Here is a 23256-nt window from a genome sequence, read left to right as displayed (position 1 = left end):
AAAATCGGAACGTGATTTGGCGTTGCCCTGTGCACGAGAGCCAAACAGGACGACCTGATGGCCGCCCAGGCGATTTGTATTGGCGCGCATGGTGGCGACAAGCATCGCCCGGATTTCCTGCTCCCGCGGATCTTTGGCCTGAGCGTCGATATTAGTCATGGTAGTCAAAAGTTCGTAATCCCTATCCACTATCAGCTATTCCCTGTCCCCTACTCGTTGCCCTCAAATCACGTCGGCGAAATACGATTCCGCCCGTTTGAAGAAGGCGTAGCTCAAGGGGAGCAGAATCGCGATCAGGATCATGCCGGGAATCATGGCCGCTAAGTCGGGCGCTTCGTTTCTCAATACTACGCTCTGAAACGCGTCGATGATGCCGGCCAGCGGGTTCAGGGTGTACAGGGTATAGAGCGTGTTGGACCATTCGCCTGCTGCCTGGTGCACCAGTAATTTGTCTTTGACCAGATGCAGAGGATAGATGACCGGCGAAGCGTACATGAGCAGGGAAAGCAGCACCGGCAGCGCGGTGCCGACATCGCGGTAATAGACATTGATGGCGGCGCCGACAAAGGCGACAGTCAGGGCGGCCAGCAGGGTGTAGAGAATGATGAGCGGCACCCAGAGCATGTAGATGCTGGGGATCATGTGGTACCAGACCATCAGCCCGGCCAGAATGAAAAAGTTGATACCCAGTTCCACCAGTTTGGTGACGACGGCGGTGAGCGGGAATATCTCGCGCGGGAAATAGATTTTCTTGATCAGGTTGGCGTTGCCCACGACGCTGGTCACGCCTTCCGATGCGGATTCCTGAAAAAAGGTCCACGGCATCAGCGCGGCGAAGGTCAGGATGGGGTAGGGAATGGTGCCGCTGTCGATGCCGACGAAGCTCTTGACCAGGGTGAAGATCAACATCAGCGTAAGTGGCTTGACGATGGCCCAGGCAATGCCCAGATATGCTTGCTTGTAACGCACGGTGATGTTTTTCCATGCCAGCGCGATGAGCAGTTCACGATAACCGTACAGGCTTTTTGATGCTTGAATCATGGTTTGGCTCTGAAGTTAATGGCGACTTTGTCGCGATTTATTGTAATCAATGATTATGACGGTGAATTATTGTCATTTATTCATTATGTTGGCAATCGTATGTGTAAAGCAAACCCGATGCCTGCTGGCAATATTCAATATCTGGCTGCAAATGCCCCGGTGATAGGCGCTCACAGGATAAACAATGGTAAATATTGCGGTAAGCCAGGTTTGATATTTGACACCTATGGCGAACTATAACCATGCTATTGGCGTTAGCCGCACTTCCATAGGCTTCCAGAGATCTGATTGTGTGTCTATAATATGGTACACAAAAGCGTACAGGAGATGATCATGGATTTTGTGAGCGCCCGTGAACTCCGGGCTGAATCGGCCAAGGTCTGGGCTAAAGTCGAAGCTGGCGAGGATGTTGTCATTACGCGCAACGGCAAGCCCTTTGCTGTGCTCGTCAACACCAGTCCGGAGGGGCTGGAAGCAACCCTGCGCGCTATTCGTGGGGAACGCTTCGCGGCGACGGTGCGCAAGCTGCAGGAAAACGCGGTGCGGCAAGGGTTGGATAAAATGACTCAGGACGAGATTGACGCTGAAATTATGGCTACACGACAAGCACGTAATGCAGGCGGTCATTGACACCAATGTGGTGGTCTCCGCAGTTATCAATCCACGCGGCACGCCGGCACGGGTCATTGAGGAAATCCGCGCGTTTGTATTGATCCCCGTAGTCAGCCCGGCCATTCTGGCCGAATACACAGAAGTTTTGCGCCGTGCCCGCTTTGGTTTCCCAAGCGAGTTGGTAGACCGTCTGCTGGATGACTTGTCCGCGCTGGCACTCCACATTGTGCCCAATGCACAAATTCCGGCAAACCTGCCCGATCCGGGTGACGCACCCTTCATTGCGACTGCCAAGACAGCGGCTTGCCCCATTGTTACCGGAAACGGACGGCATTTCCCGGCTGAATGTGGCGTGCTGATACTCAGCCCGGCAGAATGTTTGGCTCGCATCAGCGCCGGATGAATTTGGGTCATGGCGATGAAACTCGATCCGCCAGTATCCTTGTCCCTGACAGAAAGCCGGTATCGGATACAATGGACGTTCAGTTTGAGCATTTTATTTCTGACGAAACGATAAACATGCAAACCCTTACCGTAGACTTGGGCGAGCGCAGCTACCCCATCCACATCGGCGCCAGGCTGTTGCACCAGCCTGGCCTGATCCTGCCGCATCTGGCGCAAAAGCGCGTCGCCATCGTCACCAATACCACGGTGGCGCCGTTGTATCTGCAAACCCTCACCGACGGCCTGGCGCTGAACGGCGTGGAAGTCGTGCCCATCGTGCTGCCGGATGGCGAGCAATACAAAACCTGGGAAACGCTGAATACGATTTTCGACGCGCTGCTGACCCATCGCTGCGAGCGCAAGACCACGTTGATCGCCTTGGGCGGCGGCGTGATCGGCGACCTTACCGGTTTTGCGGCGGCGAGCTATCTGCGCGGCGTGCCGTTCATCCAGATTCCCACCACGTTGCTGGCGCAGGTGGATTCGTCGGTGGGCGGCAAGACCGGCATCAACCATCCGCTGGGCAAGAACATGGTCGGCGCGTTCTACCAGCCGCAACTGGTGCTGGCCGATACCGACACGCTGAAAACCCTGCCGCCGCGCGAGCTGTCTGCCGGGCTGGCGGAGGTGATCAAGTACGGCCTGATCCACGATGCGGCGTTTTTCGACTGGCTCGAAGCCAACGTCGAAAAACTGCGCGCACTGGATGCGGAGGCGATTGCCTACGCGGTGCGCCGCTCGTGCGAGGTGAAGGCCGAAGTGGTGGCCAAGGACGAGCGCGAATCCGGCCTGCGCGCGTTGCTGAATCTCGGCCACACCTTCGGCCACGCCATCGAATCCGGCATGGGCTACGGCAACTGGCTGCATGGCGAGGCGGTGGCCGGCGGCACCGTGCTGGCAGCGGACGTGTCGCGGCGCATGGGGCTGATGAGCGCAGCCGAAGTCGAGCGCGTGCGCAGCCTGTACCGCCGTGCCGGCCTGCCCGACAGCGCGCCCGATCTGGGCGTGGAAGCCTACATGCAGCACATGGGGCTGGATAAAAAGGTTGAAGGCGGGCGCATCCGCTTTGTGTTGTTGCGCGGCATCGGGGCGGCGTTTGTCACCGCCGAGGTGCCGCAAGCCGACCTGGAGGCGGCGCTTACCCACTATGTCCAGCCGGCCTGAACTTGCCCCCTACGCCGCCCGCAGCGCTGATTCGCGCGGGCGGCGTCACCCTGAACCGTCGGCCGCGCCGCGCAGCGAATTCCAGCGCGACCGCGACCGGATTATTCATTCCAGCGCCTTCCGCCGCCTGGAATACAAGACCCAGGTGTTCGTGAACCACGAGGGCGACCTGTTCCGCACGCGTCTTACACACAGTCTGGAAGTCGCGCAGATCGGCCGCACCATCGCGCGCATCATGACGCTGAATGAAGACCTGGTGGAGGCGGTGTCGCTGGCGCACGACCTCGGCCATACGCCGTTCGGCCACGCCGGGCAGGATGCGCTCAATGCCTGCATGAAGGAATACGGCGGTTTTGAGCACAACCTGCAAAGCCTGCGCGTGGTGGACAAGCTGGAAGAGCGCTACGCCGAATTCGACGGCCTCAATTTGTGCTTCGAGACGCGCGAAGGCATCCTCAAGCATTGCTCGCTGCATCATGCGCGCATGCTGGGCGACGTCGGTGAGCGCTTCATCATGAAACAGCAGCCCAGCCTGGAGGCGCAGGTTGCCAACCTCGCCGATGAAATCGCCTACAACAATCACGATGTCGATGACGGTTTGCGCTCGGGCCTGATCACGATCGAGCAACTGGAGCAGGTCAGCCTGTTCGCGCGCCATCTGCAAGCGGCCCAGGCCAAATACCCGCAACTCAACGGCCGCCGCCTGATCAACGAAACCGTACGGCGCATGATCAACACCCTGGTGCTCGACCTGGTGGAACATAGCCAGGCCGCCATCGATGCGGCGGGAGTGCAAAGCCTGGACGAAGTGCGCGTCGCGCCCATGCTCGTCAGTTTCAGTCCCGCTATTGCGGACGAAAATCGCGAGCTCAAACAGTTTTTACGCAAACACCTGTACCGCCACTATCGCGTCGCGCGCATGAGCACCAAGGCTGTGCGTGTGGTTACCGACCTGTTTGGGGTGTTCCTGTCCGACCCGGGTTTGTTGCCCACCGAGCACCAGGAAAAAGCCCATAGCGACGCGCCGCGTGCCATCGCAGACTATATCGCCGGCATGACCGACCGCTACGCCATGCGCGAGTATCGGCGGCTGTTTACGATTGAGGAAGTGAGTTTGTGAGGCGGGTGTTTGGGTGTTGAGCTGGGGCCTAACGCTCTAGGCAATTTGCTCAATCTCGAATACCGCGTCAATCTCCCGGCCATTCCAGTTGTATTCCAGATACGCCGAATGCAGGCAATCGCGAAGGATGCCGGTCCGCAGGGCGGCCAGACATTCACCGTCCGGTTTGCGCACGGAAGGATAGAGGATACCTTGTACCTCTGCAGCGCGTAGTTGTCGCCCGATGCCCTGGGGATAGCTGTAATCAACGGGGTCGATGATGCGGGTGTCAGTGGTGGACGCTTCCCTGAGATCAACCACCTCACCTTTCGCTTGCACGCTATACAGGCGCATTTGCAGACGCATGGATGCTTCATGGGTGGCGTCCAGGAACAGGCCGGCATGATAGCGGGTTTCAGCGATGGCAGTTGCCTTGTCCCTGGCGCAGTAAAACACGCCGTAGCTGCCGTCGCTAAAGCGGCTGCCGTGCGGATTCAGGTGCGTGAACGCCGCCATGATCGGCCCGCTGCCATTGCCGAAGAGCCGCTCGGTGGGCGGCATCAGGCTGATCAGCCCGACTTCGTTGCGGATGCGATCATTGGTCATCGCCTCCAGCGCATATAGCGCCTCGAAATCCTGCGGCGAGGCCACGCGGTCAAACAGGTTGATAGCCGGGAAACGGGTTGGGATGACGCGCCACGTTGGGCTCCAGGCGAGGTGGACACGGGGATAGATCAAGCCCAGCCTCCGCGCCTGGCATCCAGGTATTGCCGCACTGCCAGCAGGTCACCGACATTGCCGCCCAGCATGCGCTCCAGTGCACTCTTGCCGCCGAACAGGGGGGCAGTATTGGGCTTTTTCACCCAGTCATCCGCTGCGCGCTGGTCAGGCAAAAGCACCTGCAATGCCTTGTATGCACCCAGGATGTAGGAAAGACGCTCCAGGGTGTCGTGTTTGAGATCGGCAGTCTGCGGGCTGGATTTCCATTTAAAAAACGTGGAGCGTCCGGGCTTGCCCAGCAGTGTCATCTGCGCTTCGGTATTCAATTTCCAGTCGTGGGCGATATTGAAAAAGGCGCGCAAGCCGGCGGCAGACATGGCGCGGCTGGTTACCTGGCTGGCAGTCTGGATTGAGGGGGCGGCATTGGTCATGGTGATTCCCTTTGCGATTCTGCTTGGTGATTTAATATAGTCCATGTATGTATCAATTACAATATTGAGTATTATTATGGATTATATTATTCAGCCATCCTGCAAGGCAGACTTGATTTGGACCGATCAGTCCGATACAATTTCAATCCGTTTCAGGAAGGAATGAATTCATGCCTCGCTGCCGCGAATTCGATATCGACCATGCCCTTGACCAAGCGCTCAATGCGTTCTGGCTCAAGGGCTATGAGGCAACGTCGATGACGGATTTGATGGCGACCATGGGGTTGAGCAAAAGCAGCTTTTACGAATGTTTTGGGAGCAAGCGCGAGGCGCTACTGGCGGCATTGAGCCGGTACAGCGCACGCGAGATGGCCGAGACCCGGCGCCATTTCAGTGCCGATGTACCGGTTGCTCCGCTACTCGCCGCATGGGTCAGGCACAGTATCGATCCGGCAGCATGCCGCCCCAGCCAGCGTTGCGGTTGTCTGATCGTGAATATTGCTGTGGAACTGGCGCCGCATGATCGCGAAATCGAAGACGCGGTGCGCCATCACCTCGACATGCTTGCCGCATTTTTGGCAGAAACTATCCAGCGTGGAAACGCTGATGGCTCGATACCGTTCGGTTTTGAGCCGGCGCACAGCGCCGATATGCTGCTTAATTTGATTGCCGGTATCCAGGTGCTGGCCAAGGGTGGTGTGGAGCCGCACAGACTGGCGGCCATTATTGATGTGCAATTGGAATGCCTGCTAGGGCCTTCGCATTAAGTAATACGGTTTTTTTAATCATTTTGGACTGTTCAGTCCGTAACTACAGGAGCCAGTAATGACTACCCAGCACCCAGGCAATCCCGATGTATCGACCATGACTGACCTGTTTCAACCTTACAATCTGGGCTCGCTGACGCTGGCCAACCGTATTGTCATGGCACCGCTTACCCGCAGCCGCGCACTGGCTGGCGATGTGCCCGGCCCGCTTGCGGTAACGTATTACACGCAGCGTGCCAGCGCCGGATTGATTATCAGCGAGGCGACACAAATTTCCCAGCAGGGCAAAGGCTATATCCAGACGCCCGGCATCTATAGCCCGGAACAGATCGCTGGATGGCGCAAGGTGACGAATGCGGTGCATGGCGCGGGCGGAAAAATATTCCTTCAGCTCTGGCATGTCGGACGCATTTCGCACCCCGATTTTCAGCCTGACGGCGGACTGCCTGTTGCGCCTTCGGCGATCAAGCCGGTCGGCACGGTGTATACCGACAAGGGCAAGAAGGATCTGGTCACGCCAAGAGCGTTGGAAACAGCCGAGATTGCCGGCATCGTTGCCGATTACCGCAACGCGGCCCAGAATGCCCGCGATGCAGGTTTCGACGGCGTGGAGATTCATGGCGCGAATGGTTACCTGCTCGACCAGTTCATGCGCGACAAAACCAATCAGCGTACCGATATTTACGGTGGCAGCATCGAAAACCGCGCCCGCCTGTTGCTCGAAGTCACCGATGCCGTGCTCTCGGTTTGGGATGCCGATCGTGTAGGGGTGCGCCTGTCGCCGCTGAGCACGTTCAATGACATCGACGACAGTGATCCTGTTGCTCTGTATGGCTATGTCGTTGACCAGCTAGCAGCTCGGAAACTGGGTTTTCTGCACATGATCGAGGGCAATACCGGCGGCCCGCGCGAAACCGGCCGCGATTTCGATTTCAACGCCCTGCGCAAGCGTTTCCCGAATACCTATATGGCCAATAATTGCTACACACGCGAGATGGCGCTCGCTGCAAGGGCTGACAATGCGGTTGATCTCATCGCCTTCGGCCGGCCGTTCATTTCCAACCCGGATCTGGTCGAGCGCCTGCGCCGCAATGCGCCACTCAATGAGCTGGACCCCGCGACGCTTTATGGTGGTGATGAGCACGGCTACACCGACTATCCTTTTCTGGATCATTAAGCAGGGCTGAGTGATAGCCGGGCAGTGACGTCAGAAACCATGCTGCAATGCCCGCGCAACAACCCAGCATTGCACTTCCGCTGCACCGCCCTTGAGCAATGTCTCCGCCAGCGCATCCAGTGTGCTGCCGCTGGTCATCACGTCATCCACTATCGCGAGGCGCTTGCCGCGAATGCGGCTGTCGCAGGCAAATGCGCCGCGCAGGTTTTTGCGCCGCTCCTTGAGCGGCAGACTGGCCTGCGGTGGTGTGTCAAGGATGCGTGTAGCGGCGTGTGGCCATACTGGCAGATGCAAGTTGCCGGCAATATGCCGGGCGATTTCGTAAGCCTGATTAAAGCCGCGCTGTCTGAGCCGGTTGGGGTGTAGCGGCATGGGGATGAGTGCATCGGGTAAGGGCAGGCTCGTGGCGCGCGCCGCCAGCGCGTCTGCCAACACCGAGACGATGGCGAAATTGTGGCTGTATTTGAGCGACTGAACCAGGCGATCCAGCGGAAAAGCATAGGTAAAGGCGGCGCAGGTACCGGCAAAGTGGGGCGCACGTTGAAGGCAGTGTCCGCATATCTGGGCATCCAGAGCAGGAAGTGCGCAAACCGGGCAACAGGATCGCGGATGCCAGGGCAGGTCGTTCGCACATTTTAAGCAAAGCTTGCTGTGGCCAGAGAATGTCCCACATAACAGGCAATCCTGAGGCAATAAACGTTGTATAAAGTTTGTGCAGATGTTCAATATGGCTTTGGCTGAAATTGACTATCGAGCCGGAATAAAAGACAATTCATCATTCTAACGCGCCAACACGTGCATGAAAGTCAAAAAGCTTATTACCGCTGAGCAATCCCGATTTGCCGCACAGCTATTCAGTATCGCCAGCGTGATTGCCACGCTGTTTCCGCCTTTGCTGATGATCTGGATTGCGGCCTCGATTTTTGTCTATGCCTCGATCGCCCATCATCCGAACCCGCGCACGGCTGAATACAACCGTTTTTCCGGCTATCGATTCTATGGCGCAGCCGGGACGATGATGGTGTTCGGTCAGCCGATATATGTCCTGTTCGGCAACTGGCATGGCCTGGTGGCAGTATGGGCGATCCTGGTCATCGTGGTGGTGCCGTGGGGGCTATGGAGTATTTACAAGGCAGGCCATGAACCATGGCAGGATATGATAATAGAGGTAGACACCAATGAATGATATGACCCAACCCGCAGCCTTGAGCGCTGCCGCAAATGAAAAATGGCGCGTGGCCGATGTGGAGGCCTTGTTCGGGCTGCCATTCAGCGATTTGATGTTTCGCGCGCAAAGCGTGCATCGCGAGCATTTCGATCCCAATACCGTGCAGTTGTCGACTTTGCTGTCCATCAAGACCGGTGGCTGTTCCGAGGACTGCGGCTATTGTCCGCAGGCCGCGCGCTACGATACCGGTGTGGAAAATCAGGGCTTGCTGGAAATGGATGCCGTGCTGGACGCAGCGCGCGCTGCCAAGGCCGCCGGTGCGACGCGCTTTTGCATGGGCGCCGCCTGGCGCGGGCCCAAACAGCGCGACCTGGATCCGGTGCTGGACATGGTGCGCGAGGTCAAGGCGCTCGGGCTGGAAACCTGCGCCACGCTGGGCATGCTGAAAGACGGTCAGGCCGAGCAGCTCAAAGACGCCGGGCTGGATTACTACAACCACAATCTCGATACCGCGCCGGAATTTTACGGCGAGGTCATCACCACGCGCGCCTATCAGGACCGGCTCGACACGCTGGATCGCGTGCGCGGTGCCGACCTGCATGTATGCTGCGGCGGCATTGTCGGCATGGGTGAATCACGCACCCAGCGCGCCGGGCTGATTGCACAGCTCGCCAACCTCGACCCGCAGCCGGAATCGGTGCCGATCAACATGCTGGTGCAGGTGGAAGGCACACCGTTGCAGGACACCGAGGCGCTCGACCCGCTCGAATTCGTGCGCACCATCGCGGTGGCGCGCATCGCCTTGTCGAAAAGTTATGTGCGGCTATCCGCCGGGCGGCAGGAGATGTCCGAAGCCATACAGGCGCTGTGTTTTCTGGCGGGCGCCAACTCGATTTTTTATGGCGAAAAACTGCTGACTACCGGCAACCCGGATGTGACGCGCGACCGTGATCTGCTGGCCAAGCTGGGCATACGGCCGCAGGGCGAAGCGCATTGATACAGGCAGGTTGAAGGCCGCATGCGGCTGGATGTTCTGACGCCTGCCACCCTGGTGGTTTCATGGATCAAGCGATGACAACGCCTCCCTCCTTCAATGCGCTGGAGCGCATTCGTACCGAACTGGCGCACCTAGAGGCGCAAGGTCTGCGGCGTAACCGGCGTTTGCTCGAATCGCCGCAAGGCGCGCATGTGCGTGTTGACGGCCGCGACTTGCTGTCCTTTTGCAGCAATGATTATCTCGGGCTGGCCAACCACCCTGCGCTGAGTGCGGCGGCCAGCCAGGCTGTACTCAGCATGGGTGTGGGTGCTGGTGCTTCGCATCTCATCACCGGCCACCATGCGCTCCATCATGCATTGGAAACGCGCATTGCCGAATTCGTCGGCTTGCCTGCCGCGTTGCTATTTTCCACCGGTTACATGGCCAATATCGGCGTGGTGACGGCGCTGATCGGGCGCGACGGCGAGGTATTTGCCGACCGTCTCAACCATGCCTCGCTCAACGATGCCGCGCTGTTATCGCGTGCAAAATTCACGCGCTACCCGCACAACGATCTGCTTGTGCTGGAACGCCAGCTGGCGGCCAGCCGGGCGACGCAAAAGCTGGTGCTGGTGGATGCCGTCTTCAGTATGGACGGCGATCTGGCACCGCTGCCCGATCTGCAGGCGCTGTGCGAACGTTACGACGCCTGGCTGCTGGTGGATGATGCGCACGGTTTTGGTGTGCTGGGCGAGGGTGGGCGCGGTGTGTTGTCGCACTTCAAGCTGGCTTCGCCGCGCATCGTTTATATGACCACGCTGGGCAAAGCCGCGGGCGTGTTTGGAGCGGCGGCGGCGGGTGAGGAGGAGGTGATTGAATACCTGCTGCAAAAGGCGCGAACCTACATCTACACCACTGCCACACCACCGCTGTTGTCTGCGAGCTTGCTTGCCAGTATTGATCTGATCGAAGCAGGCGACGAACGACGCATGCATCTGCAAAAATTAATCATGCAACTGCGTAGCGGTTTGCGTACCCAAAATTGGCAACTCATGGATTCTTTTACACCCATCCAGCCGTTGCTGATCGGTGGTAATGAAGCCGCCTTGGCAGCCAGTCAGCGCTTGCTTGAATGCGGCATTCTGGTACCGGCGATTCGTCCGCCCACCGTCCCTGCCAACAGCGCGCGTCTGCGCATCTCGCTGAGTGCCGCGCACACAGAATCCGATGTAGCGCAGTTGGTGGATGCGCTGAACAATATTCATGCACGGGGCTGAATTGCATATCGAGATGCACGGTCAAGGCGCACCGTTGGTGCTGCTGCACGGTTGGGGCATGCACGGGGGTGTCTGGGCAGGAGTAGTCGATGAATTGGCCCGGCATTATCAATTGCATGTTGTGGATTTGCCCGGCTATGGCGGCAGTGCGGCGCTTACTCCTTACACGCTGGAAATCTTGGCAGCGCGTTTAATCGATACATTGCCGCCGCATTTCAATGTGTGTGGCTGGTCGCTGGGCGGTCAGGTGGCACTGACCTTGGCGCATTTATATCCGGCGCGCGTGAGCGGACTGATTACCGTGGGTACCACTCCATGCTTTGTGACGCGCGCCGGCTGGCCGCATGGTATTCAACGCGAAGTATTGCAGCTTTTCGCGGAAAGTCTGGTTGCCGATTATGAAGGTACGCTGAAGCGTTTCCTTGCATTGCAGGCCAGAGGAGACGAGTCGGCGCGCGCTGTGCTGGCCCACCTGCGCGAGTTGCTGTTTGTTCGTGGGCGGCCGGATCAATCTGTACTTGAGGCGGGGCTGGATATTTTACTCAATAGCGATCTGCGTGCGGCGGTGCCAGACATCGCTCAGCGTGCATTGGTGATACACGGTACGCACGATGCGCTGGCTCCGGTTGCCGCTGGCGAATGGCTGGCGCAGCACTTGCCAGGCGGTCACTTGTGTCGCATTGCCAGTGCTTCACACGCCCCTTTTCTCTCGCATAGCGCCGAGTTTGTAACGGCCCTGACGGATTTTTTGCATGACTGACACAATTTACGATCTTGACAAGCGGCGCGTGCGTAGCGCCTTCGGCCGCGCTGCAGTGAGCTATGACGCCCATGCGGTGTTGCAGCGCGAAATAGGCGACCGCATGCTGGAACGGCTCGATTATGTGAAGCACACGCCGGGCATTTTGCTGGATGCGGGTGCTGGTACGGGTTACGGCGCGACGGCTTTGCGCAGCCGGTATCCTGAGGCGCATCTGGTAGCACTGGATCTGGCTGAATCCATGTTGCAGATCGCCCGGCCCAAACCCAGCCTGTGGCAGCGCATCAGCCGTGCTGCCCCGTTTAGCGCAGTGTGCGCGGACATTGACCGGCTGCCACTGAAAACTTCCAGCGTGGATATGGTGTGGTCCAATCTCGCGCTGCAATGGTGCAACGATCTCAACGTGAGCTTTGCGGAATTGCACCGGGTACTGGCGCCCAATGGTTTGCTGATGTTTTCCACTTTTGGTCCGGATACGCTCAAGGAATTGCGCCAGGCGTTCAACACGGTGGATGGCTACAGCCACGTCAACCGTTTCGTGGATATGCACGACATCGGCGATGTGCTGGTACATGCGGGGTTCAGTACGCCGGTGATGGACATGGAATACATCACGCTGACTTATGACGATCTGAAAACGCTGATGCGGGAGCTCAAGGCAATCGGCGCGCACAACGTCACGGCGGGGCGCAATCCCGGACTGATGGGGCGCGCGCGCTGGCAGGCGCTGGAAACGGCATATGAAAAATTTCGTCATGAAGGCCGCCTGCCGTCAACTTACGAAGTGATCTATGGCCACGCCTGGGTGAACCAGAAAACCCGTAGCGCCGATGGCCAGCAAATCATCCAGATGAACATCCAGCGGCGCCGCACGGAGAAAGGTCTGCCATGACGGCGCGGGGCTACTTCGTCACCGGCACCGACACCGGTGTGGGCAAGACGCTGATAACGGCTGCCTTGCTCCGCTTTTTTGCCCAGCGCGGATTGCGCGCGACCGGAATGAAACCGGTGGCGGCGGGATGCGAGTGGCGTGATGGGGTGGCGTATTGGGATGATGTAGAGCAACTGCGCGCCGCAGGCAATGCGGATGCAGCGCAAGCGCTGGTGAATCCCTACCATTTCGAGGCTGCCATCGCGCCGCACATCGCGGCTGCGCAGGCCGGGATGACAATCCAGCTGGATGTGATCGCGCGGACTTGTGATGCGTTGCACGCGCAGGCTGATGTCGTGATAGTGGAAGGCGCAGGCGGTTTTCGCGTGCCGTTGAATGATCATCAGGATATGGCCGATCTCGCGCGCAAGCTGTCCTTACCGGTGATTCTGGTGGTTGGAATGCGCCTGGGTTGCATCAACCATGCGTTGCTTAGCGCCGAAGCCATCCGTCAGACCGGGCTGCCACTGGCGGGTTGGGTGGCCAACCGGATTGATCCCGCCATGGCGCAATTTGACGCCAGTCTGGCGACGCTACAGCAGCGCCTCAATATGCCTTTGCTGGGCGTAGTGCCGTGGCTGGCCAGTATGGATTTTTCAGCGCTTTCCACCCATCTCACGTTCGAAAAATTGATCTAACAGCAAATTCGAATAGTGTTATTTAATTAATAAATTACATAGATATTTCAAATGCTTGCATAATATATTTGATTGTTTTCGCCGTTATGCTGTGCTACTTTAGCCAGCGCGACACAAAGATCGCAGGGCATCCGACTTAAAACGGCAATAAGCGGGATTTGCAACAGAATGTACGGCGGCATACAAATCACACAGACTGGCGCAGTGGATTGTTGTATCACTGCGCGACCCAATTGCTCGCTGTCGCGGTCGGGCAAAATTCTTGTTTTAGCTTCTCTCTTTCTGATTCTGTCGGTCACCGCCTGGGTGTTTGCCATGATGGGCGCTTGGCCGGTTCTGCCTTTTGCCGGGCTGGAAATGCTGGTTGTCTTGCTGGCGTTTTATCAAATTTCCTGTCACGAGCGCGACTACGAGCGCATCACGATAGCCGGCAACAGACTGGTGCTTGAGCGCCGCGACAATGTGCGTGTTGAGCGTTCCGAGTACAACCGTTGCTGGGCGCAGGTCGTGCTGCAGTGTCAGACGGTCGGCCAGCAGTGCCGGGTGGCGCTGCGTTCGCACGGCGCCGAGCAGGAATTGGGACGTCATCTTAACGATGAGCAACGTACCGAACTGGCACACCAGCTGGAATGGCGGCTTGGGTGTCAATAAATAAGCAGAATCATGAGGATAGGGGAGAAGGCATGAAAATAAAACGAATGTTGGGATCGGCCGCAGGTATGGCGCTGGGTTTGACGACAAATTTGGCGCATGCGGCTTATGAACTGAATCTGCAGGCACCGGAATCGCCCATTGCCGACCAGATTTATCATCTGCACACGCTGATAATGTATGTTGTGCTGGCGATATTTGTGGTGGTGTTTGGCGTCATGTTTTATTCGATATATGCGCATCGAAAATCCAAGGGCCATCAGGCCGCCCACTTCCATGAAAATACGACGGTCGAAGTCATCTGGACCATTATTCCGTTTTTTATTCTGATCGGTATGGCGTTCCCAGCGAGCAAGACCATCCTGGCCATGAAAGATACTTCCAGCCCGGACATGACGATCAAGGTAACCGGCTTTCAATGGAAATGGGAATACGATTATCTGCAGGAGGGCATACATTTTTTCAGTACGCTCTCTACGCCACGCGACCAGATTGATAATAAGGCACAGAAAGATGCGCACTATCTGCTTGAGGTGGATCACCCGCTGGTTGTACCCACCGGTAAAAAAATTCGCATGCTGGTCACTGCCGATGATGTCATCCACTCCTGGTCGGTGCCGGCCTTCGGGGTGAAGCAGGACGCGATCCCGGGATTTATCAGGGATACCTGGTTCAAGGTTGAAAAGCCCGGTATTTACAGGGGGCAGTGTTCCGAGCTATGCGGTAAGGATCACGGCTTCATGCCGATAGTGGTCGATGCCAAAACCCCGGAAGACTATGCCAAGTGGCTGGCCGGCCAGAAGGCGAAACAGGCGGCTGTGGTAGAGGATCCCAACAAGGTCTATACCCTGGATGAAATGAAGAGCAAGGGCGAAAAGGTATTCACCGCTCATTGCGCGGCTTGCCACCAGGCCTCCGGCATGGGCATCCCCGGCGCATTTCCGGCGCTCAATGGTTCCAAAATTGCAACGGGTGACAAGGCCGCGCATATTCATATTGTGATGAACGGAAAACCGGGTACGGCAATGGCTGCGTTTGCGGCGCAATTGACCGATACAGAAATTGCTGCGGTGATCACGTATGAACGCAACGCCTGGAGCAATCATACCGGCGATGTGATTCAGCCGTCTGAAATCAAGGCACTGCGTAAATAATCAAGCGAGCAAGAAGAGGAGACTCGATATGGATGCGACACACGCTCACGACCATGGTCATGATCATCACCCCAGGGGTTTGATGCGCTGGGTAAAAACAACCAACCATAAGGACATCGGTACGCTGTACCTGTGGTTTGCGCTGATCATGTTCTTCTTTGCCGGCAGTCTGGCAATGCTGATCCGTGCTGAGCTTTTTGAACCGGGCATGCAGTTTGTGCATCCTGAATTCTTCAATCAGCTCACCACCATGCATGGCCTGATCATGATTTTTGGTGTGATCATGCCGGCCTTTACCGGATTGGCTAACTGGCAAGTACCTTTGATGATTGGTGCGCCGGATATGGCGTTCCCGCGCATGAACAACTGGAGTTTCTGGTTGTTGCCAGTGGCTGCGATCTTCCTGATTGGCTCGTTTTTCCTGCCGGGCGGCGCTGTGGCGGGTGGCTGGACCATGTATCCGCCGCTGTTCATTCAGGGCGGGATGTCTTATGACCTGACCATCTTCGCCATACATATCATGGGCGCTTCGTCCATTATGGGTTCGATCAACATCATTACTACCATTCTTAACATGCGTGCGCCCGGCATGACCATGATGAAGATGCCGATGTTTGTGTGGACCTGGCTGATTACCGCGTATCTACTGATTGCTGTGATGCCGGTACTGGCTGGCGCGGTGACCATGCTGCTGACCGACCGCCACTTCGGTACGCATTTTTTTAATGCGGCGGGCGGCGGCGATCCGGTCATGTTCCAGCATATTTTCTGGTTCTTCGGACACCCCGAGGTGTACATCATGATTTTGCCGGCCTTTGGCATCATCTCCCAGGTCATCCCTACTTTCGCGCGCAAACCGTTGTTCGGTTACTCATCCATGGTGTATGCAACGGCATCGATTGCCGTTCTGTCGTTCATCGTGTGGGCGCATCACATGTTCACCGTGGGCATGCCGGCCGCTGCGCAGTTGTTCTTCATGTACTCCACCATGCTGATTTCAGTACCCACCGGCGTGAAAGTATTTAACTGGGTCGCCACGATGTGGAAGGGTTCGATGACTTTCGAGACGCCGATGCTGTTTGCGGTGGCTTTTGTCTGTCTGTTCACCATAGGTGGATTCTCCGGACTGGTGCTGGCCATTACACCGGTCGACATCCAGCTCCAGGATACCTATTACGTGGTGGCGCATTTCCATTACGTGTTGGTATCGGGTGCACTGTTCTCGATTTTTGCGGCCGTGTATTACTGGCTGCCCAAATGGACTGGGCATATGTATGATGAAAAACTGGCTAAACTGCATTTCTGGCTCTCTGTCATCGCGATGAATGTCCTGTTCTTTCCGATGCATTTCCTTGGGTTGGCGGGTATGCCTCGACGTGTTCCAGACTATGCGTTGCAGTTTACCCAGTTCAACCAGATTGCTTCCATTGGCGGATTCGTCTTTGGCGCGAGCCAGTTGATTTTCCTGGTCGTGGTATTGAAAGCAGTGCGCGGCGGTGTCAAGGCAACCGACAAAGTCTGGGAAGGCGCTGAAGGGCTGGAATGGACGGTGCCCTCTCCGGCACCGTATCACACGTTTGAAACTGCGCCGATGGTGAAATAAATGTTGCCGGGCAGGGCGTCCGCCCTGCTCAAACCGGAATGGGTGAATACGTTGAACAATGAAGTTAAAAAGTATTTCACGGCGATTGCGCTTGCTTTGATAGCGGTCGGCTTGTTTCTTTACACTATTTTTGATCATTGGCAATGACCACGGAGAAGGCCAACCGGGTAATGCTGAGAAAACTGGGCATTGTTGCCGTTGCAATGTTCGGGTTCGGTTTTCTGCTGATACCGTTCTATAACAAGATTTGCGAAGTCAGCGGTTTAAACAAGGGCGGAGAGCAGGAACTGGCCAGAAATACCCAGATAGATAAAAGCCGGAAAATCCGGCTTGAACTGGATGCCAATATCAACGAAAACATGCCGTGGAGATTTACCTCGACGCGGCCCATCGTGGAAGTGCATCCGGGCCAATTGATGCAGGTAGACTACAAGGTGGTCAATAACAGCGATTTGCCAGTTACCGGACAGGCTGTGCCGAGTTATGCACCTGCGCTGGCTGTGCAGTATTTCAAGAAAATCGAGTGTTTTTGTTTTACGAAGCAAGTGCTTCAGCCGCATGAAACCAGGATCATGCCAGTACTTTTTGTGATTGATCCAATGTTGCCGAAGGATGTGAAGACCATTACTTTATCGTATACGTTTTTTAATTTGAATCCGAATGCCCAGGCTGTCGCGGTAAATGACAAGGAATTGCGTGGTTAAGGATGAGCAGCGCAAAACACTCACTGGCTGGCGTGCAGCCAAGACGGTGTTCTGGAGTTTTCTGGGCATCCGGCGCAAATCGGATTACCAGTCAGATGTAAACCATCTGAAGCCTGCGCAGGTGATCGTCGCAGGGTTGATTGGTGCCGCGTTATTGGTAGGTGCGATTTTATTATTGGTCTATTTGGTGACCAGGTAAAATAAATTTTAGGCGTGTGAAAAAATAAAATAGCGAAGGAGGAACACAGTCATGGAAACGCATCAGGATAGGTATTACCTCGCACCACCATCGCATTGGCCTATTATGGGATCGATAGCATTGATGTTGCTGGCATTCGGATTTGTCATGGTTCTCAATCACATGGGTCACGGCAAGCTGGTCATGCTTGCCGGAACAGGCGTGTTGCTGGTGATGCTGTTTGGCTGGTTCGGTACGGTAATTCGAGAAAGCGAAGCCGGAAAATATAACGATCAGGTGGATTTGTCATTTCGCTGGGGCATGAGCTGGTTTATTTTCTCCGAAGTGATGTTTTTTGCGGCTTTTTTTGGCGCCCTGTTCTATACGCGTACGATCTCGGTTCCGGGTTTGGGCTCAGGTGAAACGATGCAGCAACTATGGCCGCACTTTACTGCGACCTGGCCAACCGCCGGTCCTGGTTTGGCAGCGAAATTTACCCCGATGGAAGCTTGGGGTATCCCTGCGATCAATACATTATTACTGCTGACCTCAGGTTTGACCGTGACCTGGGCGCACTGGGGATTGAAGAAAAACAACCGTGCCCAGTTGATACTGGGCCTGATCTTGACGGTAGCGTTAGGTATAGGCTTTCTGAGTTTACAGGCGCATGAATACCATGTGGCTTACACCGAGTTGGGTTTGACGCTAGGGGCGGGGGTGTATGGTGCAACATTTTTTATGCTGACTGGTTTTCATGGATTACATGTAACCATTGGCACAATCATGCTGATTGTGACCCTGTTCCGTTCCATGGCCGGCCACTTCAAACCAAGTCATCATTTTGCATTTGAGGCGGTATCCTGGTACTGGCACTTTGTGGACGTGGTCTGGCTGCTGCTGTTTGTGGTGGTGTATTGGTTATAAGGGCAGGACGGGGATAAAGGGGACTGCGCCGCACGCGTATGTGTGCGGCGCTTTTATTCCGGGTTATACACTGCGTTGCGGCAACCAGCCGAAATGGAAGCCGAGCATCAGTAGAGCGAACAGGGAAAGTGACAATACAATCCGTACCGTGAGTGCCTTGACGGTACGTTCAGATTGGCCTTTGTCCTTGATGAGGTAGTAGAGTGCGCTGAACAGACTGGTGAGAATCAGGAAAATAAAAATCAACACAATGATGCGCATGACGGTCTCCCGGTACAATTGTTTTAGTCTATCCCAGCCCACCGAGACATGCCAGTGAGACATTAGCAAGATGAGATTTGGAGTATATCAATTCAAGCCGACACTGGTGCCAACTGTGGCGATGATCATAATGATCGCGTTGACCTTGTTTTTAGCCAACTGGCAGTTGAATAGAGCAGATCAAAAGCGAGCGCTACAGGCACGCTACGATTTGATGCAGAAAGACCCCGCAGCGACGCTGCCCGGCAGGCAGGCGGATAGTTCGAGTCTGTTATATCAGAAGGTATCGTTATATGGCCGTTTCGATTTCGGTCATCAGATTTATATCGATAACAAACTGTATAAGGGGCGTGCTGGTTATTATGTCATTACGCCGTTTCATGATGACAATAGTGGAGGTTACGTGTTGGTCAACCGTGGATGGCTGGCCGCAGGTAATCGCGCCATTCCGCCGCAGGCAGAACAGGTGCCCGGGCAAGTGACTATCGAAGGTATCGTAACCAACCCGTACAGTCGTTTCCTGGAATTGTCGGCGGCAACGATACAAGGGCGAGTGTGGGAGAACCTGCATTTCAAGCGCTACGCGGCAACCTTGCCTTATGCCGTACAGGCGGTGCTGATACAACAGCTTAATGACACCCGGGATGGTTTGGTGAGAGTATGGGACCGCCCTGATGCCGGCGCAGCAATGCATATGGGTTATGCCGTACAGTGGTTCGCAATCGCAACGGCAATTCTAATTATTTATCTGGTGCTCAATGTCAAACGTATCCCCACCTGAGAACAAAATTTCCCGCATCAAGCTGCTATTGTTGTTTGCGCTTTTTGCATTGCCCGTAATGGTTTCATATGTTGCGTATTATTTCTGGACACCCAGCGGAAAAACATCCAACTATGGCGAATTATTGCCGGTGAAAATGTTGACGGGTGTGACGGGCGTACAGGCAGATGGAGCGCCATTCAGTCTTGAGCAATTAAAAGGCAAGTGGGTAATGGTGGAATTCGATAGCGGAAAGTGTGATGAGTATTGTCGCGAAAAACTTTATACCCTGCGCCAGGTGCGTATGGCGCAGGGGGCAGAACGCGACAGAGTGCAGCGGCTTTGGCTGATCACGGATAATGTAGTACCGGCTGCGGAACTGATGACGGATTATGCGGGTACGATAGTGGCCACTACGGGCCAGAGTGTCCGCGAAAAATTTCCTGCGAATGGGCATATAGAGAATTATATTTATCTGGTCGACCCGTTGGGCAACCTGATGTTGCGTTTCCCTAAAAATCCGAATCCGAGCGGCATGATCAAGGACATCAAGCATTTGCTCAAGACATCACAAATAGGCTGAATAAAAACGCGCGGTGCGATTTAGCGCCCAATGGATGGAGGTAAAGAAGGATGACAAGCAGCCTGATTTTGCAAGTAAGCGTTTGTCGCTGTCAGCAGTTTTTGCGGTTATGCAAACTGCGTGTGGTATCGCTGATTGTGTTTACCGCAGTAATTGGTATGTTTCTCGCGGTCCCGGGATGGCCGCCGTTACTGCCGATGCTGGCCGCCACGCTGGGCATCGCATTGGTGGCGGGTGCTGCCGCTGCATTCAACTGTCTGGTTGAGCAGAAGATCGACGCTAAAATGGCGCGGACGCGTGCCCGCCCGCTCCCTACCGGCGAGGTGAACAGTACACAAACCCTGATATTCGCCGGTTTGGTAGGTGGTACGGGTATGTATTTGCTGCATGCCTACGTTAATCCGCTGACGGCCTGGTTAACCCTGGCCACATTTGTAGGCTATGCGGTGGTGTATACAATATTTCTAAAACCGGCCACACCACAGAATATTGTGATTGGCGGCGCATCGGGCGCGATGCCGCCCGTGCTGGGTTGGGCCGCAGTGACTGGCGAGGTGAGCAGCGATGCGCTGCTGTTATTCCTGATTGTTTTTGTCTGGACACCGCCACATTTCTGGGCTCTGGCCTTGTATCGCCGCAAGGAATATGAGAAAGCCGGATTGCCCATGCTGCCGATAACGCATGGAGAAGAATATACGCGCCTGCAAGTGTTGCTCTATACCGTGGCACTGACTGCGGTCACGCTGCTGCCTTTTGTGACCGGAATGAGCGGCCTGATTTATCTGGTTGGTGCGTTAATGCTGGATGGCATCTTCCTCTATTATGCCGTGTCCATTTATCGGCATTACAGCGATGCACTGGCGCAGAAGACATTTCGCTATTCCATCCTGTATCTGAGCCTGTTGTTTGCGTTGTTATTGATCGACCACTACTGGATCATCAAGTTTACGCGACCCATCGGCTGATTTTGCCCGGGGTTTCCCTCATCCGGACAGCAGGAATACAATCGGAAGATGTCCGATTACTAATCGCGGCAAACTTTCCTGAGTCCGATGAGGCAATATGATTAACCGGCGTCTGACCTATTTCCTGTTTTTGTTTGTGGTGCTTGTTCTGGGCGGATGCGAGACGAAACAGGCGCCCCAATATCATGCTACGGATATCACCGGTGTCGATTACGGGCGTGATTTTCGCCTGACTGACCAAACCGGCAAGGTGAGGACACTGGCCGATTTTCGTGGCAAGGTCGTCGCTATTTTCTTTGGCTACACGCACTGCCCGGATGTGTGTCCGACAACACTGTCGGATTTTGCCATGGCGATGAAACTGCTCGGTAAGGATGCGGCGAACGTACAAGTCATTTTTGTGACAGTGGATCCCGAGCGGGATACCCGCGCCGTGCTTGCCCAGTATGTGCCTGCTTTCAATCCCAGTTTTCTGGGGATGTATGCCAGTCCCGCAGATACCGCCGCATTGGCCAAATCGTTCAAAATCTTCTATCAAAAACAGCCGCCAGATGGGCACGGGGGCTATACGGTAGACCATAGCGCCGGGACTTATATCTATGATCCACACGGCCGTCTGCGACTCTATATGGCCTATGGGCAAGGGCCGCAGGCCATCGCGCACGACATCGCATTATTGCTCAAAAACTGAACATATCTTGCGCGTGACAACAGGTCGCTGGTAAAATCCGAAAATTCGTAATATTCCAATTTACTAACACTAGCTATTTAGACTAGGCGCGCAGGAGAGTACTCATGGCGGTTACGGCACTAAGCAGTACCGAACAATACAATTTCGATATTGTGAAAAAGTTCTCCATCATGACCATGGTGTGGGGCGTGCTTGCCATGACGGCGGGCGTCTACATAGCGTCCGAACTGGCATGGCCGTTCCTGAATTTCGATATTCCATATATCACATTCGGACGCCTACGTCCGGTGCACACCACCAGTGCGATATTCGGTTTCGGGGGCAGTGCGTTGTTTGCAACGTCCTATTACATTGTGCAGCGTACCTGCCAGGCACGTCTGTTCAGTGATGGCATGGCCAGCTTCACCTTTTGGGGCTGGCAGGCGATTGTTGTACTGGCAGATATCAGTTATATGTTGGGCCACACCCAGTCGCGCGAATATGCGGAAATGGAGTGGCCGATCGACATCCTGATCGAGATTGTATGGGTTACTTATCTTGCTGTGTTCGTCGGCACCATCATGCGACGCAAGCAGCCACATATCTATGTAGCAAACTGGTTTTTCCTGGCCTTCATTCTTGCCACAGCATTGCTGCATACCTTCAACAATCTGGCAGTGCCGGTCAGCCTGTTCTCAATGAAATCCTATAGCCTGTTTTCGGGTGTGCAGGATGCGATGACGGAATGGTGGTATGGCCACAACTCGGTTGGTTTCTTCCTGACAGCAGCGTTCCTGGGCATGATGTATTACTTCGTGCCCAAGCAGGCTGGCCGACCGATCTACTCTTATCGCTTGTCGATTGTTCACTTCTGGGCGCTGACTTTCCTGTATATGTGGGTCGGAGCGCATCACCTGCACTGGACCGCGTTACCTGACTGGACTTCCACGTTGGCGGCGACATTCTCCATCATGCTGTTGCTGCCTTCCTGGGGCGGTATGATTAACGGCATCATGACTTTGTCCGGCGCGTGGGATAAATTGCGCACCGACCCGATCATGCGTTTCCTGATCGTCGCACTCTCGTTCTATGGTATGGCGACCTTTGAAGGGCCGCTACTGGCGCTGAAAGATGTGAATGCGCTGTCGCATTACACCGACTGGACCATCGGTCACGTGCACTCCGGTACTTTGGGTTGGGTATCAATGATCACGTTTGGTTCCATGTATCACATGATTCCAAAACTGTGGGATACCAAAATCTGGAGCCAGAAGATGGTGAGCGTGCATTTCTGGTTTGCCACCATTGGTGTGCTCCTGTATATCACTGCAATGTGGATATCCGGCATTCTTCAGGGTCTCATGTGGCGCGCCTTTGATCAATACGGGAATCTTCAGTATTCCTTCGTCGAGTCAGTGGCTGCCGTACATCCGTTCTATGTGATGCGCGCAGTGGGTGGCATGTTCTTCCTGACGGGTATGGTGATGATGTTCGTGAACGTCGCCATGACTATTCGCCGTGCTAAAGGCGAAGCCGCTGCATTGGAAGCAAAAATGTCCGCCAAAATGGTGAAATCCGGCATGGCCGGCGCTTAAAAG

30 protein-coding genes and 1 pseudogene are annotated in these 23256 nt (G+C 55.5%); 24 read left to right on the top strand and 7 right to left on the bottom strand.

Annotated elements, in window-relative coordinates:
* Positions 1–222 precede the first annotated feature (222 nt).
* Complete coding sequence (locus ACYCZJ_RS11880) at positions 223–1041, bottom strand: ABC transporter permease (RefSeq protein ID WP_461554436.1); 819 nt, start codon at positions 1039–1041, stop codon at positions 223–225.
* Between ACYCZJ_RS11880 and ACYCZJ_RS11875 the strand changes: the two genes are divergently transcribed.
* The 5 genes from ACYCZJ_RS11875 to ACYCZJ_RS11855 all read left to right on the top strand — a co-directional run bounded on the left by ACYCZJ_RS11875 (position 1033) and on the right by ACYCZJ_RS11855 (position 4381).
* On the top strand, positions 1033–1281 hold the full coding sequence (locus ACYCZJ_RS11875; RefSeq protein WP_461554435.1) for a hypothetical protein: 249 nt from the start codon (positions 1033–1035) through the stop codon (positions 1279–1281). The two genes, ACYCZJ_RS11880 and ACYCZJ_RS11875, sit on opposite strands and share 9 nt — an antisense overlap.
* A gap of 93 nt (positions 1282–1374) precedes the next feature.
* Positions 1375–1671: a type II toxin-antitoxin system Phd/YefM family antitoxin gene (locus tag ACYCZJ_RS11870; protein ID WP_461554434.1), complete on the top strand. Its 297-nt coding sequence runs from the start codon at positions 1375–1377 to the stop codon at positions 1669–1671.
* The gene (locus ACYCZJ_RS11865) at positions 1619–2056 is read left to right on the top strand and encodes a putative toxin-antitoxin system toxin component, PIN family (RefSeq protein WP_461554433.1); all 438 of its coding nucleotides are present in this window, start codon (positions 1619–1621) and stop codon (positions 2054–2056) included. Before ACYCZJ_RS11870 ends, ACYCZJ_RS11865 begins: the two co-directional genes overlap by 53 nt.
* A 116-nt stretch (positions 2057–2172) precedes the next feature.
* Positions 2173–3261: a 3-dehydroquinate synthase gene (gene aroB / locus ACYCZJ_RS11860; RefSeq protein ID WP_461554432.1), complete on the top strand. Its 1089-nt coding sequence runs from the start codon at positions 2173–2175 to the stop codon at positions 3259–3261.
* Positions 3245–4381: a deoxyguanosinetriphosphate triphosphohydrolase gene (locus ACYCZJ_RS11855; RefSeq protein WP_461554431.1), complete on the top strand. Its 1137-nt coding sequence runs from the start codon at positions 3245–3247 to the stop codon at positions 4379–4381. The genes aroB and ACYCZJ_RS11855 overlap by 17 nt, the downstream gene beginning before the upstream one ends.
* Before the next feature lie 36 nt (positions 4382–4417).
* Here the strand turns inward: ACYCZJ_RS11855 and ACYCZJ_RS11850 are convergent, their stop codons facing one another.
* Both ACYCZJ_RS11850 and ACYCZJ_RS11845 read right to left on the bottom strand, forming a co-directional pair.
* Positions 4418–5098, bottom strand: a complete 681-nt coding sequence (locus ACYCZJ_RS11850) for an RES family NAD+ phosphorylase (protein ID WP_461554430.1) — start codon at positions 5096–5098, stop codon at positions 4418–4420.
* Positions 5095–5511, bottom strand: a complete 417-nt coding sequence (locus ACYCZJ_RS11845) for an MbcA/ParS/Xre antitoxin family protein (protein ID WP_461554429.1) — start codon at positions 5509–5511, stop codon at positions 5095–5097. Before ACYCZJ_RS11845 ends, ACYCZJ_RS11850 begins: the two co-directional genes overlap by 4 nt.
* 170 nt (positions 5512–5681) lie before the next feature.
* Here ACYCZJ_RS11845 and ACYCZJ_RS11840 point away from each other — a divergent pair, with 170 nt between their 5' ends.
* Complete coding sequence (locus tag ACYCZJ_RS11840; RefSeq protein WP_461554428.1) at positions 5682–6278, top strand: TetR/AcrR family transcriptional regulator; 597 nt, start codon at positions 5682–5684, stop codon at positions 6276–6278.
* A 97-nt stretch (positions 6279–6375) separates the two neighbouring features.
* The gene (locus tag ACYCZJ_RS11835) at positions 6376–7455 is read left to right on the top strand and encodes an alkene reductase (RefSeq protein WP_461554441.1); all 1080 of its coding nucleotides are present in this window, start codon (positions 6376–6378) and stop codon (positions 7453–7455) included.
* Positions 7456–7485: 30 nt separating this feature from the next.
* On the opposite strand, the gene ACYCZJ_RS11830 is transcribed toward ACYCZJ_RS11835, so the two are convergent.
* On the bottom strand, positions 7486–7887 hold the full coding sequence (locus ACYCZJ_RS11830; RefSeq protein ID WP_461554440.1) for a ComF family protein: 402 nt from the start codon (positions 7885–7887) through the stop codon (positions 7486–7488).
* Between the two features lie 123 nt (positions 7888–8010).
* Positions 8011–8148, bottom strand: a pseudogene (locus ACYCZJ_RS11825) (double zinc ribbon domain-containing protein); the annotation flags it as partial.
* Positions 8149–8254: 106 nt separating this feature from the next.
* Here ACYCZJ_RS11825 and ACYCZJ_RS11820 point away from each other — a divergent pair.
* The 6 genes from ACYCZJ_RS11820 to bioD all read left to right on the top strand — a co-directional run bounded on the left by ACYCZJ_RS11820 (position 8255) and on the right by bioD (position 13205).
* A complete protein-coding gene (locus ACYCZJ_RS11820; RefSeq protein WP_461554427.1) occupies positions 8255–8641 on the top strand; it encodes a hypothetical protein in 387 nt (128 codons plus the stop codon).
* A complete protein-coding gene (gene bioB, locus ACYCZJ_RS11815; protein ID WP_461554426.1) occupies positions 8634–9620 on the top strand; it encodes a biotin synthase BioB in 987 nt (328 codons plus the stop codon). Before ACYCZJ_RS11820 ends, bioB begins: the two co-directional genes overlap by 8 nt.
* A 74-nt stretch (positions 9621–9694) precedes the next feature.
* Positions 9695–10876: an 8-amino-7-oxononanoate synthase gene (gene bioF, locus ACYCZJ_RS11810; protein WP_461554425.1), complete on the top strand. Its 1182-nt coding sequence runs from the start codon at positions 9695–9697 to the stop codon at positions 10874–10876.
* Entirely contained in the window at positions 10863–11636 is a 774-nt protein-coding gene (gene bioH, locus ACYCZJ_RS11805) for a pimeloyl-ACP methyl ester esterase BioH (RefSeq protein ID WP_461554424.1), read from the top strand. Before bioF ends, bioH begins: the two co-directional genes overlap by 14 nt.
* Positions 11629–12528: a malonyl-ACP O-methyltransferase BioC gene (bioC, locus tag ACYCZJ_RS11800; RefSeq protein ID WP_461554423.1), complete on the top strand. Its 900-nt coding sequence runs from the start codon at positions 11629–11631 to the stop codon at positions 12526–12528. Before bioH ends, bioC begins: the two co-directional genes overlap by 8 nt.
* On the top strand, positions 12525–13205 hold the full coding sequence (gene bioD, locus ACYCZJ_RS11795) for a dethiobiotin synthase (protein WP_461554422.1): 681 nt from the start codon (positions 12525–12527) through the stop codon (positions 13203–13205). Before bioC ends, bioD begins: the two co-directional genes overlap by 4 nt.
* A 47-nt stretch (positions 13206–13252) precedes the next feature.
* Here the strand turns inward: bioD and ACYCZJ_RS11790 are convergent, their stop codons facing one another.
* Positions 13253–13522 carry a hypothetical protein gene (locus tag ACYCZJ_RS11790; protein WP_461554442.1) on the bottom strand — a complete coding sequence of 90 codons (270 nt, stop codon included), beginning with the start codon at positions 13520–13522 and terminating at the stop codon, positions 13253–13255.
* Between ACYCZJ_RS11790 and ACYCZJ_RS11785 the strand changes: the two genes are divergently transcribed.
* The 6 genes from ACYCZJ_RS11785 to ACYCZJ_RS11760 all read left to right on the top strand — a co-directional run bounded on the left by ACYCZJ_RS11785 (position 13410) and on the right by ACYCZJ_RS11760 (position 18419).
* Positions 13410–13856, top strand: a complete 447-nt coding sequence (locus ACYCZJ_RS11785; RefSeq protein WP_461554439.1) for a DUF2244 domain-containing protein — start codon at positions 13410–13412, stop codon at positions 13854–13856. The two genes, ACYCZJ_RS11790 and ACYCZJ_RS11785, sit on opposite strands and share 113 nt — an antisense overlap.
* Positions 13857–13888: 32 nt before the next feature.
* The gene (gene coxB, locus ACYCZJ_RS11780; RefSeq protein ID WP_461554421.1) at positions 13889–15010 is read left to right on the top strand and encodes a cytochrome c oxidase subunit II; all 1122 of its coding nucleotides are present in this window, start codon (positions 13889–13891) and stop codon (positions 15008–15010) included.
* A 28-nt stretch (positions 15011–15038) separates the two neighbouring features.
* Positions 15039–16613 (top strand): cytochrome c oxidase subunit I, encoded by a 1575-nt coding sequence (ctaD, locus tag ACYCZJ_RS11775; RefSeq protein ID WP_461554420.1) that lies wholly within the window; start codon positions 15039–15041, stop codon positions 16611–16613.
* A gap of 143 nt (positions 16614–16756) precedes the next feature.
* Positions 16757–17317 carry a cytochrome c oxidase assembly protein gene (locus ACYCZJ_RS11770; RefSeq protein ID WP_461554419.1) on the top strand — a complete coding sequence of 187 codons (561 nt, stop codon included), beginning with the start codon at positions 16757–16759 and terminating at the stop codon, positions 17315–17317.
* The gene (locus ACYCZJ_RS11765) at positions 17310–17516 is read left to right on the top strand and encodes a DUF2970 domain-containing protein (RefSeq protein WP_461554418.1); all 207 of its coding nucleotides are present in this window, start codon (positions 17310–17312) and stop codon (positions 17514–17516) included. The genes ACYCZJ_RS11770 and ACYCZJ_RS11765 overlap by 8 nt, the downstream gene beginning before the upstream one ends.
* Positions 17517–17567: 51 nt before the next feature.
* Positions 17568–18419 (top strand): cytochrome c oxidase subunit 3, encoded by an 852-nt coding sequence (locus ACYCZJ_RS11760; protein ID WP_461554417.1) that lies wholly within the window; start codon positions 17568–17570, stop codon positions 18417–18419.
* 63 nt (positions 18420–18482) lie between these two features.
* Here ACYCZJ_RS11760 and ACYCZJ_RS11755 read toward each other — a convergent pair whose 3' ends face one another.
* Positions 18483–18680: a twin transmembrane helix small protein gene (locus ACYCZJ_RS11755; RefSeq protein ID WP_461554416.1), complete on the bottom strand. Its 198-nt coding sequence runs from the start codon at positions 18678–18680 to the stop codon at positions 18483–18485.
* Positions 18681–18801: 121 nt separating this feature from the next.
* Between ACYCZJ_RS11755 and ACYCZJ_RS11750 the strand changes: the two genes are divergently transcribed.
* From ACYCZJ_RS11750 to ccoN, 5 genes are all read left to right on the top strand, one after another.
* Complete coding sequence (locus ACYCZJ_RS11750; protein ID WP_461554438.1) at positions 18802–19461, top strand: SURF1 family protein; 660 nt, start codon at positions 18802–18804, stop codon at positions 19459–19461.
* Positions 19439–20023 (top strand): SCO family protein, encoded by a 585-nt coding sequence (locus ACYCZJ_RS11745; protein WP_461554415.1) that lies wholly within the window; start codon positions 19439–19441, stop codon positions 20021–20023. Before ACYCZJ_RS11750 ends, ACYCZJ_RS11745 begins: the two co-directional genes overlap by 23 nt.
* A gap of 50 nt (positions 20024–20073) precedes the next feature.
* On the top strand, positions 20074–20988 hold the full coding sequence (gene cyoE, locus ACYCZJ_RS11740) for a heme o synthase (protein ID WP_461554414.1): 915 nt from the start codon (positions 20074–20076) through the stop codon (positions 20986–20988).
* A gap of 97 nt (positions 20989–21085) precedes the next feature.
* Positions 21086–21679 carry an SCO family protein gene (locus ACYCZJ_RS11735; RefSeq protein ID WP_461554413.1) on the top strand — a complete coding sequence of 198 codons (594 nt, stop codon included), beginning with the start codon at positions 21086–21088 and terminating at the stop codon, positions 21677–21679.
* A 104-nt stretch (positions 21680–21783) separates the two neighbouring features.
* Positions 21784–23253 carry a cytochrome-c oxidase, cbb3-type subunit I gene (gene ccoN / locus ACYCZJ_RS11730; protein ID WP_461554412.1) on the top strand — a complete coding sequence of 490 codons (1470 nt, stop codon included), beginning with the start codon at positions 21784–21786 and terminating at the stop codon, positions 23251–23253.
* Positions 23254–23256 lie beyond the last annotated feature (3 nt).

The sequence above is a fragment of the Sulfuriferula sp. genome (assembly GCF_054605375.1).
This window is presented reverse-complemented; position numbering and strand designations above follow the sequence as displayed.